Below are 12,737 nucleotides of genomic sequence, written 5' to 3'. Positions count from 1 at the left end.
GGGCGCATCGGCCCCGACACATCCGGATGCAAGCGGCGCCGGCGCCGCGGGCGATCTCCCGCACAATGGCGCCTCGTTCTCTCTCATGCTTGGCCGGTGCTGCCCCTGCGGCAAGCCCGCGGCCACGACCCCAAGACCATGACCCGATCGCCCCTGAAGGGCGCTGTCCCGCTGCTGGCCCTGCTGTGCGGCCTGGCGGGCGCGCAAACGCCGGTCGCGGCGCCCGATGTCGCCGCACGGCTGGATGCGGCCACGGCCTGGCAGACCTGCCTGGGCCAGCCCGACCCCGAACGCCTGAGCTGCTTCGACGCCTGGGCGCGCGGCCAGCAGGCGCTGATCACGGCCATCGAGGAGAAGGCCCGCTCCGTCGAGGCTTCACCCACGCGCAACGAGGCGCCCAGCGCACAGGCCGCGGCGGTGCGCGGCGAGGTGGCCGCCGCGCTGGCCACCACCCAGCCCGAGCGGGCGCCCGGCGTCTCCGCCTCGGGCTCGGCCGGCATCGTCGGCGTGGGGCTGGAGCAGGGCTGCCGCGACCGCCAGTTCTCCGACCTGTCGCGCTTCTGGGAGCTGGAGTCCGGCTCGAGCTGCCCGACCTTCGGCCTGCGCTCGTTTCACCCCACCACGGTGTCGCTGGTCGCAGGCGACCGGATCAACGACCAGCCGAGCTCGCCCAACCCGGCCAACAGCGCCACCGAGCCGATCAACTACGGCAAACACGAGATGCGGCTGTCGCTGTCGGTGCGCACCAAGCTGGCCAGCGGCCTGCTGACGCCCGCAGGGGGCACGCTGCGCGACTCGCTGTGGGTGGGCTACACCCAGCAGTCGTACTGGCAGGTATTCAACAGCGCGCTGTCGCGGCCGTTTCGCAACACCGACCATGCGCCCGAAGTCATCTACGTCTATCCCACCACCCTGAAGCTGCCCGGCGGCTGGCTGTGGCGCTACTCGGGCGCCGGCCTGGTGCACCAGTCCAACGGCCAGAGCGACCCGCTGTCGCGCAGCTGGAACCGGGCCTACCTGATGGCCGGTTTCGAGCAGGACAACCGCCTGAACCTGCAGCTGCGCCTGTGGCACCGCCTGCGCGAGAGCAGCGCCAAGGACAACAACCCCGACATCGTGCGCTACATCGGCCGCGGCGACGTCACGCTGGGCTGGAACATCGACAGCAAGAACACGCTGCGCGCCACCTACACCGGATCGCTCAACAAGTACGGATCGACGCGGCTGGAATGGACGCGCTCGCTGGGCACCGGCTGGGGCAACAGCTTCTCGGGCCTGCGCCTGTACACGGCCGTGTTCCACGGCTATGGCGACAGCCTGCTGGACTACAACTTCCGCCGCACGGTGTTTTCCGTCGGGCTGAGCCTGGTCGATTTTTGAGCCGCCCGAGCAACGCCGGCCCGCCGCGCCTGACGCCGATGGCCCTGGCCTGCGACTTCGAGGGCAGCGACGCGCCCGACGCCCCACGCGCGCGCCTGCTGGCCGCGCCGGCGGGCGAGCCCAACGCCCCCGAAGCCACGCGCGCCGCCGCGCGGCAAACGGCGCGCACGGCCCTGGCCGCCGCCATGGCGCGCGAGCTGGGCTGCGCGCCGGATGCGCTCGTCATCTCCGACCGACGCGGCGCACCACCCCGTGCCACGCTGGCGGCCTCGGCGGAGGCCCAAGCGCCGCTCGCAGCGCGCCTGGCTGCCACGGGCCTGTCGATCGGCCACGCCCCGGGCCTGTCGCTGATCGCCTGGCACACCGGCGGCGCCGTGGGCGTCGATGTGCAAGCCGTGCCACGCGCTGCCCCCGTGCCCGACCTGCTGCGCACCGCCGCCCTGTATTTGGGGCCCGATACGGCCACAACTCTTGCACGACAAGCGCAAGATGCTTCGATTTTTGAAGCATTCACACGCGCCTGGACACTGCACGAAGCGCGCCTGAAATGCGCAGGCCAGCCGCTGGTCGAGTGGACGCCCGCGCTGGGCCAAGCCCTCGCCACCCTGCACGCCGTGCCATTGCACCTGCCGCCCTGGGCCGCACCCAAGTACGCCGCCGCGCTGGCCTGGCCACCCCACTGAACCCCGCTCAAGGATGTCTTTTCTGCGTCCTTTGCGATTCCTCTGCGTTCGGCTGTTCGGCTGTTCGGCTGTTCGGCCGCTTGCCCGCTCCAAACGGACCGGACAAGCCTTCGCTAAGCTCGCCGCATGTCCACCCTCACCCGCCGCCAGCTCGTCGGCCTGCTGCTGCTGACCCTGATGTGGGGCCTGAACTGGCCCATCATGAAGGTGTCGCTGCGCGAGCTGACGCCGCTGCACTTTCGCGCCGCCACCATGATGGGCGGCGCGCTGCTGCTGGCCGTGTACTTTCGCGCCCGCGACGTGCGCATGCTGCCGCAGGGCGCGCGCGAGTGGCGCGACGTGGTGGTGCTGGGCGCGCCCAACATCCTGGGCTGGCACGGGCTGTCCATCATCGGGGTGGCGCACCTGCCGGCCGGGCGCGCGGCCATCCTGGGCTTCACCATGCCGGTGTGGGCGGTGCTGCTTTCGGTGCTGTTTTATCGCGAGCGCTTTACCGCCCGGCTGGCCGTGGCCGTGGGCGCCGTGCTGGCCGGCATCACCCTGCTGCTGTGGAGCGAGCTGGGCCACCTGGCCGGCAGCCCGGCCGGCATCGCCTGGATGCAGGCCGCCGCCTTCTGCTGGGCGCTGGGCACCATCTGGATGCGCCGCGCGCACCTGACACTGCCGGCCGAGGCCCTGGTGGTGTGGATGATGGTGCTGTCGGCCGTGGCGATCCAGGCGCTGGCCCTGCTGCTGGAGCCGGCCCAGCGCTGGCAGTTCAGCGCGCCGGTATGGGCCAGCCTGGTGTGGTCGGTGCTGATCAACTACGGCGCAGCCCAGGTCATCTGGTTTGCGCTGGCGCGCGCCCTGCCCTCATCCACCAGCGCCATGAGCATCATGGCCGTGCCCATGGTGGGCGTGCTGAGCAGCCCGCTGATCGTGGGCGAATGGCCCAGCTGGCAAGACCTGGCCGCCATGGCCTGCGTGGTGGTGGCGATCGGGGCGGTGCTGCTGCGGCGCGATTGAACTGGTTCGCACAGTCAACCCTTGCAGGGGCTCACCCTTGCAGCGCGTCACAACGTACAATACGTACAGTTTGTACAAGGAAATGTCATGCGCACGGTGACCACCAGTGAAGCGAGAAGCGGGTTTGCCGACATCATCGACTCGACACGGCGCGGGCCGGTGCTCATTCAGCGGCAAAAGCGCGACGTGGCCGTCATCATGTCGGCCGACGAATATGAGCGCCTGGTGCATCTGAACGTATCGGAGTTTCAGCGCTTTTGCGATCAGGTGGGCGCGCGCGCCCAAGCCGCCGGAATGACCGAGGACGTGTTGCAGGAACTGCTGCGTGACGACTGACCGCAGGCTGGTCATCGACACCAATCTGTGGATCAGCCGTTTGCTGGCGCCGGGCGGCGTGGCGGCCCGGGCGGTGGATCACGGCCTGGCCTGGGGCGTCCCATTGGTCTCGCAGGCCACGCTGGCCGAGCTGACCGACGTGCTGTCGCGCCCGCGCTTCGACCGCTGGGTGACACGCGCGGAGCGCCAGCAGTTTCTGCGCCGCTTGGGCGGCGTGGTGCGCATGGTGGCCATCACGCAGCGAATTCACGCCTGCCGAGACCCCAAGGACGACAAATTTCTCGACGTCGCCCTCACCGGCGAGGCGCAGTTGATCGTGACCGGCGATCAGGACTTGCTGGCGCTGCACCCGTTTCACGGCATCGAGATCGTGACACCTTCGGACTTTTTGCAAAAGGCGATTCCCTGACTAGAGCATTTTTGATTTATGTGCTGACATATCCTGCTGAGGCGAAGTAATTTGCGCACTCCTGAGGCGAGAACTGCGCGAGCAACTCACCGATGTGATCCCAAAGCGCATCGACGCTGCGCTTGGCGGCCTTGCGCAGCAGCGCCTTGAGCTTGGCGAACATCTTCTCGATCGGATTGAGATCGGGCGAGTACGGCGGCAGGTACAGGATGCTGGCGCCTTTGGCGGCGATAGCTTGCGCAACGCCAGTGACCTTGTGGCTGGCCAGGTTGTCAGCAATGACGATGTCTCCAGGGCGCAGCGTTGGGCACAGGAATTGACGCACCCAGGCCAGAAACACCTGACCGTCCATGGGACCATCGATCACCAAAGGCGCTGTCACGCCGTCGCTGCGCAAGCCGGCAATGAACGTGGTGGTCTTCCAATGCCCATGTGGGGCCGCCGCCACGCAGCGCTGGCCGCGCGGGGCGCGCCCGTAGCGGCGCGTCATGTTCGTGCTGGTGGCCGTCTCATCCAGGAACACCAGCCTTTGCGGCTGCAGGCTGGCCTGCCTGGCTCGCCAATGCTGGCGCGCCTGCTGTACGTCGGGCCGATCTTGCTCGCTGGCGTGCAGCGTTTTTTTTAAAGCTCAAGCCCCACTTGTCCAGTTGGTGCCACAGCGCCGCCGCCTTGATCTGGATACCTTGCCCGGCAAGTCGCTCGCACAACTGCGCCAGCGTCAAGTCCGGCTCCAGCTTCAGCCACTGCATCAGCGTCGGCTGCATGTCCGTCACCCGCGAACGACGGTAGCCCCCGACCTGGTGGCTCGTTCGCTCACCCGTGGCTTGCAGCCGCTTGCCCACCTGGTACACCCACATGCGGCTGACCTCGTATCTTCGGGCAATCTCTGTGGGGCTCTCGCCTCGCTCGATCGCGCGCAATACCCGCTCTCGCAAGTCCTGGGAGTACGCCTGCATCTTGAGTTCCTCCTGGTCGAGGAACTCATCATACAGATCGTAAATAATTAAATCAAAAATGCTCTAGACAAGACGCCGATCATGTTGCGACGCAGCATGATAACTATTAATATAATAGCATTCAGCGCCATATCCACAAGCGTCGTTGGCCAATTCGACTCGGGACATCGACGCCTCCACGGCACCTCCTTTTAAAGCCTCGCTGCCTGCACCCCGCGGCACCAGCGGCTCCACGGCGCGCGCAACGACGCCGATGTGATCGGGCGTGGTGCCCCAACACCGAAGAGCTTTGTGCGCCGCTGATTACGCGACGGCGCCGCGATGATGGAAGCGGTTTGACTGCGCTGAAACCCCCATGCTATCGACCCGATAGGTCAGTCCAGTCTGGAGCCTCGCGCATGACCTGGTCCAGTGTTTGTGCCGGATTGACGCCGCACGCCCGGCACCAGTCGGCAAACAGCATCACATCGACGTAAGCGTCGCCACGCTCAATTTTCGAGACATAGGATTGCCCCACCTCCAAGCGTTGCGCCAATTGCATCTGCGTCAGTCCCGCCGTGTTGCGCAGCGCCACCAGCGCAGCGCGTAAGGCCTTGTAGCGCGGATGATGTACTGAAACCAACACCCGCAGATGGTTGATTCCATACTAGAATATTCCAGTTACGACTTTTTTGTAAAATATGGTTGGCAAAAGCCAAATCGGTACCAACCCAAACGAGAGAGGAACGGATGAACAAGAAACTTGCAGGCATCGGATTGATGTGCGCCTTCCTGGTCGCGTGCGGCGGCGACGACACCCCGGCACCAGCACCAGCACCAGCACCAGCACCAGCACCAGCACCAGCACCAGCACCAGCACCGGCTCCGGCTCCGGCTCCAAGCCCGGAAGGTCAGTGGGTTGGCACGGCATCAAACGGCTTCGATGTCGCCTTGACCGTGTTGGAAAACGGAGAAACCTGGGGTTTCTACGTCAACAGCAAAACCAACAGCGTAGGCGCGGTATTCGGAAATACAGCGCCAAATGGACTCCAGATATCTGGCTCGTTGACGGACTTCAACTTCCTCTCGAGGGCGCCGATCAGGGGCGCCTTCACCGGCTCATTTCAACCCAAGAACAACCTCAACATACAGATCACCAATGGTCCTACGTGGCCCATGGGCTACGTAGCCACCTATGATCAACCGGCGTCGCTGGCCTCCATTGCGGGCACTTATTCCGGGACCGGAGTGACGTACACATCGATTCAGACGGCTGCCATCACAATCTCACCGTCTGGCACAGTCACGATGCCGGCGATCGGTGGTTGCTCAGCCTCGGGCAGCGCGCTTCCACGGCCAACAGGCAAAAATGTCTTTGATGTGGCCGTAACGTTCAGCGGCAGCAGTTGCGCCGTTGGAAACGGCACGATGGTGCGTGGTATCGCCATTTACAGCAACGGCACGTTCGTTGCAGAAGCGCTGAACGGATCCAAGACCGATGGGTTCTTCTACATCGCGACGAAGAAGTAGTCCGCAAGGCTAAGGCGTTTTGATGGTTCCTTCTCCACGGGACGATCAGGCCGCCTCGCGATAGAACCCCGCCGCCTGTACCCCGCGCGGCGCCAGCGGGCCCACGGCGCGCGCGATGGCGCCGATGTGCTCGGGCGTGGTGCCGCAGCAGCCGCCGACGATGTTGACCAGGCCCTCGGCGGCAAACTCGTGCAGCAGGCGGCTGGTGACATCGGGGGTTTCGTCGAAGCCGGTGTCGCTCATCGGGTTGGGCAGGCCGGCGTTGGGGTAGCAGCTGATGAAGGTGTCGGGCGCGGCCTTGGCCAGCTCCTGGATGTAGGGGCGCATCAGCGCCGCGCCCAGGGCGCAGTTCAGGCCCACGGCCAGCGGCTGGGCGTGGCGCACGCTGTACCAGAAGGCGGTCACGGTCTGGCCCGACAGCACGCGGCCCGAGGCGTCGGTCACCGTGCCGCTGATGATGAGGGGCAGGCGCTCGCCGCTCTTGTCGAAAAACTCGTCGATCGCAAACAGCGCCGCCTTGGCGTTGAGGGTGTCGAAGATGGTCTCCACCAGCAGCACATCGGCGCCGCCTTCCACCAGGCCGCCCACCTGCTCCAGGTACGCCGCGCGCAGGGTCTCGAAATCGATGTTGCGCGCGCCGGGGTCGTTCACGTCGGGGCTGATGCTGGCGGTCTTGGGCGTGGGGCCCAGGGCGCCGGCGACGAAGCGCGGCTTGTCCGGCGTGCTGTATTTGTCGCAGGCCGCGCGCGCCAGTTTGGCCGAGGCGACGTTCATCTCGCGCGCCAGCTCGGCCATGTCGTAGTCGGCCTGCGCCACACTCGTCGCGCCGAAGGTGTTGGTCTCGATCAGGTCGGCGCCCGCGGCCAGATATTTCTCGTGGATGGCGCGGATCACGTCGGGGCGCGTCAGGCTCAGCAGCTCGTTGTTGCCCTTGACGTCCCTGTGAAAGTCCTTGAAGCGCTCGCCCCGGTACTGCGCCTCGCCCAGCTTGAGCTGCTGGATCATGGTGCCCATGGCGCCGTCGAGGATGACCAGACGCTGCTTGAGGATCTCGGGCAGCTGCTGCGCGCGGGTGTAGGGCAAGGCGTTCATGGCTGAAATTTTAGGCGTCGCGGGGGGTGCGCCCGGTTTTTGGGGACAATCGAGGGCTTGTCTTCCGTCGCCTCGCCTCCCACCGCCCAATCCCCGCCCGCCATCCTGCGCGAAGTCTTCGGCTACGAGCACTTTCGCGGCCAGCAGGGCGCCATCGTCGACCATGTGTGCGCCGGCGGCGACGCCCTGGTGCTGATGCCCACCGGCGGCGGCAAGAGCCTGTGCTATCAAATTCCGGCGATCGCGCGCCAGCGGGCCGGGCGTGGCGTCACGCTGGTGATCTCGCCGCTGATCGCGCTGATGCACGACCAGGTGGGCGCGCTGGACGAGGTGGGCGTGCCCGCCGCGTTTCTCAACTCCACGCTGGACTGGGAGCAGGCCGAGGACATCGAGCGCCGCCTGCTGGCCGGCCAGCTGACGCTGCTGTACGCCGCGCCCGAGCGCGTGGCCACGCCGCGCTTTCTGGGCCTGCTGGACACGCTGCACGCGCATGGCCAGCTCAGCCTGTTCGCCATCGACGAGGCGCATTGCGTCAGCCAGTGGGGCCACGACTTCCGGCCCGAATACCGGCAGCTGACGGTGCTGCACCAGCGCTGGCCCAGCGTGCCGCGCATTGCGCTCACGGCCACGGCCGACGCCACCACGCGCGCCGACATCGTCGAGCGCCTGCAGCTGCAGGACGCCCGGCAATTCGTCAGCAGCTTCGACCGCCCCAACATCGCCTACACCATCGTCGACAAGAAAGACCCGGCGCGGCAGTTGCTGCAATTCATCGAGGACGAGCACCCGGGCGAGGCCGGCATCGTCTATTGCCAGTCGCGTCGGCGCGTGGAGGAGCTGGCCACGCTGCTGTGCACCAAGGGACTGGACGCGCTGCCCTACCACGCCGGCCTGCCCGCCGACGAGCGCCGGCAAAACCAGGACCGCTTTCTGCGCGAGGACGGCGTGGTGATGGTGGCCACCATTGCCTTCGGCATGGGCATCGACAAGCCCGACGTGCGCTTTGTCGCCCACGTGGACCTGCCCAAGAACATCGAGGGCTACTACCAGGAGACGGGCCGCGCCGGGCGCGACGGTCTGCCGGCCGACGCCTGGATGGCCTATGGCCTGCAAGACGTCGTCAACCAGCGCCGCATGATCGACGAGAGCCCCGCCGGCGACGACTTCAAGCAGGTGATGCGCGGCAAGCTGGACGCGCTGCTGGCCCTGGCCGAATCGACCGGCTGCCGGCGCGAGCGCCTGCTGGCCTACTTTGGCGAGGCCATGGTCGGCGATATCAATTCGATAGCTGCCAGCGCACATCTGGAAAGCGCTGGCGGCCCATTGGATGCAGAACCAGCGCGCCTGCGCTACCGCCCGGGCTACTGCGGCGCCTGCGACAACTGCCTGCATCCGCCGGCCGTGTGGGACGCCACCGACTGCGCGCGCAAGCTGCTGTCCACCATCTACCGCGTGCACCAGATGAGCGGCATCGGCTTTGGCGCCGGCCACCTGATGGACATCCTGCGCGGCAAGGCCACCGACAAGGTGCGGCAGTTCGGCCACGAGCAGATCAGCACCTTCGGGCTGGGGGTCGAGTTCAGCGAGACCGAACTGCGCGGCGTGCTGCGCCAGCTGATCGCCATCGGCGCGCTGCGCGTGGACGCCGAGCGCTTCAACACCGTGCACTTGCTGCCCGCCGCCCGCCCCATCCTGCGCGGCGAGCAGGCGGTGGCCTTGCGCGCGCACCAGGCCGCCCCCGCGCGCGAGCGCCGCCGCACGCCGCGCGGCGCCCCGGCCCGTGCACCCGCCGCCGCGGCGGGGCTGGACGCACCGGCCCAGCAGCGCTTTGCCGCGCTCAAGGCCTGGCGCGCCGAAGTGGCGCGCGAGCACAACGTGCCCGCCTACGTGATCTTTCCCGACGCCACCCTGGCGGCCATCGCGGCGCGCGCGCCCCAGGCGCTGGACGATCTGACCGGCATCAGCGGCATGGGCGCCACCCGGCTGGAGCGCCATGGCGCCGAGGTGCTGCGCGTGTGCCAGTCGGCGCCCTGAGCGCCCGGATGGCCCCGAGCCGCTTGCGGCACACCGGCCGCGGCGCGCAGAAAGTCACGCCGGCGCGCACTGACAAGAAGCGCGGCGCCGCGTTGTGCAGCGCAGTGTGAACCACTGCACAGACAGCGCGCCGGACTTTCACCACAATCGGCCCCGCATGGCAAGCCCGTGCAAACCAGAAAGCGCACCATGACCACCGCCCCATCGACGCCCACGCGCAGCCTCCTGACCCGGGTGCTGACGGCCATTGCCGCCCTGATGCCCGCGCGGCGCGGGCCAGCCGGCGCCGCGCCCGCGGCCGCCGCGTCCGCGTCCCCCGCGCAATGGGCCCGGCTGGCGCAGGCGGCAACGCGCTTTTTCGACGCGCGCGGCCTGGCGCCCGAGCATCCGGGCGCGCCCTGGCCCGAGGCCGGCGCCCGCCTGCTGCACAAGGGCCAGCGCCGCTACCTGGTGCATGCCGCCCATTGGCAGGCGCCGCGCGTCGACGCCGCCACCGTGCAGGCCGTCATCCGCGCCGTGGCCAGGCACCAGGCCACGGCCGGCATCCTGCTGTGCGCCGGCGACGTGTTTACGCCCGCCGCCCGCGCACTGGCGCGCGAAAACGCCATCCTGCTGCTCGACCCGCGCCAACTGCAGCCGCCGCAGCGCGCCGGCGATGGCGCCGCCGCCCCCGCCGCAAAGCCCGCGCCGAGCGCCTCGCGCGCCGGTCCCGCGTCGACGCTGGCCGCCCCGTTGACTCCGCCGCCCGCGCCCGCTGCACCGCGGCGCCCCGTCCTGCGCCCCGTCCTGCGCCCCGACCACCAGGTGCGCGGCCGGCGCGACTTCATGCCCACCGTGCCCATCGCACCCAGCGAGCTGGCCGCGCCGCGCTGCGCCAGTTGAGGCGCTGACAAGCCATCCCATCCCTGCCCACGAGCGCGAGCCCGCGGGCGTGCGCCGGCGCAGGCCCGGCGCCATGCCCAGGAAAACCGCCGGCCCATTGGCCAAAATGGACCAATGGGGTATATTGGCCCCATCGGTTCACATGGAGCTCGTCATGACCGCCGCCCTGGTCCTGTCCCCCGCCGCCGTTCAAAGCCTGCCGCGCACCCCCGCTTCCGACGTCAAGAAGCTGGGCTGGCGCGGCGTGATGCGCACCGTCGGGCGCGAAGGCCGCGTGCTGGTCACCAACCACGACCAGCCCGAGGCCGTCATCCTGTCCACCGACGAATACCAGCGCCTGGTGCAGGCCGCCGCCGCCAACCAGGGCCGCCAGGACGACGCGCTGGCCACCCTGCGCCGCCAGTTCGACGAGCGCCTGGCCGCGCTGGCCGCCCCCGCTGCCGACGCCGCCCTGCGCGCCGCGTTCGGCCAAGCCCCGGCCCTGCACGGGCAGGTGCGCGCCGGCCAGACGCATTGAGCAGCGCCCCTCCTTTAACTATCAATTCAATAGCTGCTTGCGCTTGATTGGCAGGCGCAATCACCCCATTTCGCCCATGCCGCGCCCCGTCCTTTACGTGCTGGCCGGCGTCAACGGCGCGGGCAAAAGCTCCATCGGCGGCCATCTGCTCACGCGCGCCGGGCTGGCCTGGTTCAACCCCGACGCGTTTGCGCGCGAACTGGCCGCAGCCACCGGGTGCGATCAGACCAGCGCCAACGCCGCCGCCTGGACCGAAGGCATGCGCCGGCTGGACGCCGCCGTCGCCGGGGGCCAGAGCTTTGCCTTTGAAACCACCCTGGGCGGGCGCAGCGTGCCCGCCCGCATCCGGCACGCCAGCCGCACGCACGACGTGCTGGTGTGGTTCTGCGGCCTCGACTCGCCCGAGTTGCACCTGGCGCGCGTGCGCCAGCGCGTGACCGCCGGCGGCCACGACATCCCCCAGGCCAAGGTCCGCGAGCGCTGGCACAGCGCCATCGCCAACCTGATCGCCCTGCTGCCCCACTTGGCCGAGGTGCGCGTGTTCGACAACAGCACCAGCGTGGCGCCCGGCCAGCCGGTGCCCGACCCGACACCCGTGGCCGTGATCCAACAGGGCCGGCTGGCCTGGCCGGCGGCCGACGACGCCGCGCAACTGGCCCGCACGCCCGACTGGGCCAAGCCGGTGCTGGAGACCGCGCTGACGCCGTGACGGATGCGGCCTCGACAGGCCGTCATCGCGCAGAAAAAAGCCCGCCATGATCGGGCGGGCTTGAGAAACGGAGTCGGGCCGCCTCAGCGCAAGCGAGCGGGCCGCGCGCGAGCGCCCTGGCGCATGGCCGCCATCAACCCGAGTGCCAGGCTCAGGCCGATCAGCGCCCAGTTGCCCAGGCTTGGGACGGGTGCAACGGTCGTCGGCGGCACCACAGCCGCGGGTGCGGCCCAAAGGCTGGCGGGCGCAACCCGTGTGCCGCCGTCATCCCACGTGGCCGAGTTGTCCGCGGCCCAGCTGCCCGACCCGGCGAGGGTGTAGTTGAACCGGTAGAAGCCGTTGTATTGGACGTCATTGCCCTGGTCGTTCTGGAAGATGCCGCTGACCGTTCCGGCAACGCTGCTCGGCATGGCCGTGGTTTCGTACCAGCCGGTGGCGCCGTTCAAGGTGGCCGGGCTTGCGAAGTTGGCGGTCAGATTGAGGTTGAATTCGACATAGGTCCCGCCCGAAATGTTGGCTGGCCCGCTGGGGTTTGGTACCGGCCAGAAACGGGCTGCGTTCAAGCTGTCTCCATTGCCGCCGGCGACTGTCAGCTGAAACTGGGTGTAGCCGGGTTGCCAACCACCGGTGATGGTGGGGGCGGCACTTTCCAAGTAGTACTGGATGAAGCCGTTGTTGGTGTTGTTGGGGTTGCCCCAACCGTCGCCATTGGCGGGGAACGTGGTGAAGTACCAGGCAGTGCTCAACAGGGTCAAGTCACTGCCATAGGCTGCCGGAGCGGAACTGGTCACAGTGAGGCTGCCGTCCCGCGCGTTGGCGCGCGTCGTGCGAACGGGGGCAGGGGAACTGTTGGAGGCGGTCTGAATGGTGTACGGCCCCCCGGTGGCATTGACCTGATTTTGCGCGTCGGCCAGGGTGGCGTAGCGGGTGACGGTGCCGCTGTAGGTGAAGTTGTCGTAGCCGACGTTCAGCGGCACGGCCTGGGCCAGGCCGGCGCAAGTCAGCGCGGCGACGGCCAGACCGGTACGAAATGCGGATTGATGCAACATGGCGCTTTTTGAATGAAGGTTGACAACGGTTGGGACGACAACCGGCGTGTGCCATGTCAACACTCCTGCGATGTGTGATGGCTTGGATGCCGATTTTCAGCATGCCACAGGATACGTCATATGTATCCAATTGCATTGTTTTCACCGCCTTTCATCCATGATCCGTGACTTACGAC

Annotated in this window: 14 protein-coding genes; 10 read left to right on the top strand and 4 right to left on the bottom strand. The window is 68.1% G+C overall.

Going from position 1 to position 12,737, the window contains the following annotated elements; all coding sequences use genetic code 11:
* Nucleotides 1-138 precede the first annotated feature (138 nt).
* The 5 genes from U1F38_RS09475 to U1F38_RS09455 all read left to right on the top strand — a co-directional run bounded on the left by U1F38_RS09475 (nucleotide 139) and on the right by U1F38_RS09455 (nucleotide 3,813).
* Complete coding sequence (locus U1F38_RS09475) at nucleotides 139-1,380, top strand: phospholipase A (protein WP_409986813.1); 1,242 nt, start codon at nucleotides 139-141, stop codon at nucleotides 1,378-1,380.
* Entirely contained in the window at nucleotides 1,377-2,063 is a 687-nt protein-coding gene (locus tag U1F38_RS09470) for a 4'-phosphopantetheinyl transferase family protein (protein ID WP_409986812.1), read from the top strand. The genes U1F38_RS09475 and U1F38_RS09470 overlap by 4 nt, the downstream gene beginning before the upstream one ends.
* Nucleotides 2,064-2,189: 126 nt before the next feature.
* On the top strand, nucleotides 2,190-3,068 hold the full coding sequence (locus tag U1F38_RS09465; protein ID WP_409986811.1) for a DMT family transporter: 879 nt from the start codon (nucleotides 2,190-2,192) through the stop codon (nucleotides 3,066-3,068).
* Nucleotides 3,069-3,155: 87 nt separating this feature from the next.
* Nucleotides 3,156-3,404 carry a type II toxin-antitoxin system Phd/YefM family antitoxin gene (locus U1F38_RS09460; RefSeq protein WP_409986810.1) on the top strand — a complete coding sequence of 83 codons (249 nt, stop codon included), beginning with the start codon at nucleotides 3,156-3,158 and terminating at the stop codon, nucleotides 3,402-3,404.
* Nucleotides 3,394-3,813: a putative toxin-antitoxin system toxin component, PIN family gene (locus tag U1F38_RS09455; RefSeq protein WP_409986809.1), complete on the top strand. Its 420-nt coding sequence runs from the start codon at nucleotides 3,394-3,396 to the stop codon at nucleotides 3,811-3,813. The genes U1F38_RS09460 and U1F38_RS09455 overlap by 11 nt, the downstream gene beginning before the upstream one ends.
* Nucleotides 3,814-3,829: 16 nt before the next feature.
* Here the strand turns inward: U1F38_RS09455 and U1F38_RS09450 are convergent.
* Nucleotides 3,830-4,769, bottom strand: a protein-coding gene (locus tag U1F38_RS09450) for an IS630 family transposase (RefSeq protein ID WP_409986808.1) whose coding sequence is annotated in 2 segments (ribosomal slippage) — nucleotides 3,830-4,424 and nucleotides 4,423-4,769 — 942 coding nt in all. Because the reading frame shifts where the segments join, the coding sequence is not laid out codon by codon here.
* Nucleotides 4,770-5,127: 358 nt separating this feature from the next.
* Nucleotides 5,128-5,394, bottom strand: coding sequence for a helix-turn-helix domain-containing protein (locus U1F38_RS09445; protein ID WP_409986807.1), 267 nt, complete (start codon nucleotides 5,392-5,394; stop codon nucleotides 5,128-5,130).
* Nucleotides 5,395-5,498: 104 nt separating this feature from the next.
* Between U1F38_RS09445 and U1F38_RS09440 the strand changes: the two genes are divergently transcribed.
* Nucleotides 5,499-6,278, top strand: coding sequence for a hypothetical protein (locus U1F38_RS09440; protein WP_409986806.1), 780 nt, complete (start codon nucleotides 5,499-5,501; stop codon nucleotides 6,276-6,278).
* 45 nt (nucleotides 6,279-6,323) lie between these two features.
* On the opposite strand, the gene U1F38_RS09435 is transcribed toward U1F38_RS09440, so the two are convergent.
* Nucleotides 6,324-7,370 (bottom strand): homocysteine S-methyltransferase family protein, encoded by a 1,047-nt coding sequence (locus U1F38_RS09435; protein ID WP_409986805.1) that lies wholly within the window; start codon nucleotides 7,368-7,370, stop codon nucleotides 6,324-6,326.
* Between the two features lie 57 nt (nucleotides 7,371-7,427).
* On the opposite strand from U1F38_RS09435, the gene U1F38_RS09430 reads away from it, so the two are divergent.
* The 4 genes from U1F38_RS09430 to U1F38_RS09415 all read left to right on the top strand — a co-directional run bounded on the left by U1F38_RS09430 (nucleotide 7,428) and on the right by U1F38_RS09415 (nucleotide 11,512).
* Nucleotides 7,428-9,404, top strand: coding sequence for a RecQ family ATP-dependent DNA helicase (locus U1F38_RS09430; protein ID WP_409986804.1), 1,977 nt, complete (start codon nucleotides 7,428-7,430; stop codon nucleotides 9,402-9,404).
* A gap of 189 nt (nucleotides 9,405-9,593) precedes the next feature.
* Nucleotides 9,594-10,286 (top strand): restriction endonuclease, encoded by a 693-nt coding sequence (locus tag U1F38_RS09425; protein ID WP_409986803.1) that lies wholly within the window; start codon nucleotides 9,594-9,596, stop codon nucleotides 10,284-10,286.
* Between the two features lie 154 nt (nucleotides 10,287-10,440).
* The gene (locus tag U1F38_RS09420) at nucleotides 10,441-10,803 is read left to right on the top strand and encodes a hypothetical protein (RefSeq protein WP_409986802.1); all 363 of its coding nucleotides are present in this window, start codon (nucleotides 10,441-10,443) and stop codon (nucleotides 10,801-10,803) included.
* Between the two features lie 76 nt (nucleotides 10,804-10,879).
* The gene (locus U1F38_RS09415; RefSeq protein WP_409986801.1) at nucleotides 10,880-11,512 is read left to right on the top strand and encodes an AAA family ATPase; all 633 of its coding nucleotides are present in this window, start codon (nucleotides 10,880-10,882) and stop codon (nucleotides 11,510-11,512) included.
* A gap of 83 nt (nucleotides 11,513-11,595) precedes the next feature.
* On the opposite strand, the gene U1F38_RS09410 is transcribed toward U1F38_RS09415, so the two are convergent.
* A complete protein-coding gene (locus U1F38_RS09410; RefSeq protein ID WP_409986800.1) occupies nucleotides 11,596-12,561 on the bottom strand; it encodes an IPTL-CTERM sorting domain-containing protein in 966 nt (321 codons plus the stop codon).
* Between the last annotated feature and the right edge of the window lie 176 nt (nucleotides 12,562-12,737).

The organism is Ottowia sp. (assembly GCF_046348305.1).
Taxonomy (GTDB): Bacteria; Pseudomonadota; Gammaproteobacteria; order Burkholderiales; family Burkholderiaceae_C; genus Ottowia.
This window is presented reverse-complemented; position numbering and strand designations above follow the sequence as displayed.

Bases quoted from the DNA above. Each gene is read 5' to 3' on its own strand.
- U1F38_RS09425 (WP_409986803.1), top strand. From the start codon at position 9,594: ATGACCACCGCCCCATCGACGCCCACGCGCAGCCTCCTGACCCGGGTG.
- U1F38_RS09475 (WP_409986813.1), top strand. From the start codon at position 139: ATGACCCGATCGCCCCTGAAGGGCGCTGTCCCGCTGCTGGCCCTGCTG.
- U1F38_RS09440 (WP_409986806.1), top strand. From the start codon at position 5,499: ATGAACAAGAAACTTGCAGGCATCGGATTGATGTGCGCCTTCCTGGTC.
- U1F38_RS09435 (WP_409986805.1), bottom strand. From the start codon at position 7,370: ATGAACGCCTTGCCCTACACCCGCGCGCAGCAGCTGCCCGAGATCCTC.
- U1F38_RS09420 (WP_409986802.1), top strand. From the start codon at position 10,441: ATGACCGCCGCCCTGGTCCTGTCCCCCGCCGCCGTTCAAAGCCTGCCG.
- U1F38_RS09460 (WP_409986810.1), top strand. From the start codon at position 3,156: ATGCGCACGGTGACCACCAGTGAAGCGAGAAGCGGGTTTGCCGACATC.
- U1F38_RS09415 (WP_409986801.1), top strand. From the start codon at position 10,880: ATGCCGCGCCCCGTCCTTTACGTGCTGGCCGGCGTCAACGGCGCGGGC.
- U1F38_RS09465 (WP_409986811.1), top strand. From the start codon at position 2,190: ATGTCCACCCTCACCCGCCGCCAGCTCGTCGGCCTGCTGCTGCTGACC.
- U1F38_RS09410 (WP_409986800.1), bottom strand. From the start codon at position 12,561: ATGTTGCATCAATCCGCATTTCGTACCGGTCTGGCCGTCGCCGCGCTG.